The organism is Bartonella sp. AA56HLJMS (assembly GCF_042197145.1).
In the GTDB taxonomy this organism is placed as follows: domain Bacteria; phylum Pseudomonadota; class Alphaproteobacteria; order Rhizobiales; family Rhizobiaceae; genus Bartonella.
This window is the reverse complement of record NZ_JBHIRL010000091.1, coordinates 1-941: the sequence shown is the minus strand read 5'-3', so window position 1 is coordinate 941 and position 941 is coordinate 1. Positions and strand designations below refer to the sequence as shown.

Sequence of the window (941 nt, the reverse complement as noted above, 5' to 3'; positions counted from 1 at the left end):
AGTTTTAAGCTTGAAGGTAGGTGCAACCCATTCTCCCTTTTCATTATAACCTGCTCCTCCACCAAAATACGTCGCAAACTGTTTTTGCAGATCATAAATCTGTCCACCCGTAATCGCATCACTCGAGCCTGATACTATAGAGCCAGCTGCAAGTGATGTAAGCTTGCTGTTCTCTTTATTGTCCCCATGCGTCGCTACAAACGCACCTTTAGTCTTGCCCCATAACAATGCATCGCCTTGAACTGCTTGCGTAATATTACTTAGTTTTTCATCAAACTTTTTGACCTCATTAGACAGATGAGTGTTCACATTCTTGACACTCGTATCAAGACCCGCAAAGGCGCTACCAACATCGTTATGTGAATTAGTCGTTACTGTACCATCGTCAGAAACATTAGAGATTTTATAAGTCGGAACTGTAAAAACACCCTCTTTAAAGGATGCTTCTCCACCAAGAAACTTAGCTAAATCCTGAGAAATTGTATTGATCTGACTACCATTAATCGCATCATATGAACTCTCACCAATGACACCATCTTTGACATTATGAAGTGCAACTGGTCCTGCATCCTTACCTTTACCTAAAGTCACACTGCTATAGTCAACTATTCCGTCTTCTTTTTTATCGTAGAGAACCACTGCTGAATCATCAGACTGAAGGCTGCTGGAAAGATCCTTCAGACTTGCATCAAGCTGCGCTTTATTGACTGCCTCGTCCCCATTTTGCGCTGCCTTAACACCAGAAAGAATTCGAGCATCACCATCTCGATTTAAAATATTGATTTTATTGCCGCCTCTTTCCGCACCAATAGTAATAAGACCCATCCTATCCTGCTTAACAAGGCTATCACCTTTCACATTGGCAATCTCATTATTAATCTCTTTGCTAATCTCATTTCTAATATTTGTGAAAGAATTACCAACTCCAGCCAAAGCATCCG

At 41.0% G+C, this 941-nt stretch carries 1 pseudogene; it reads right to left on the bottom strand.

What is annotated here, in order from left to right:
• Nucleotides 1-941, bottom strand: a pseudogene (locus ACFINI_RS10015) (hypothetical protein); the annotation flags it as partial.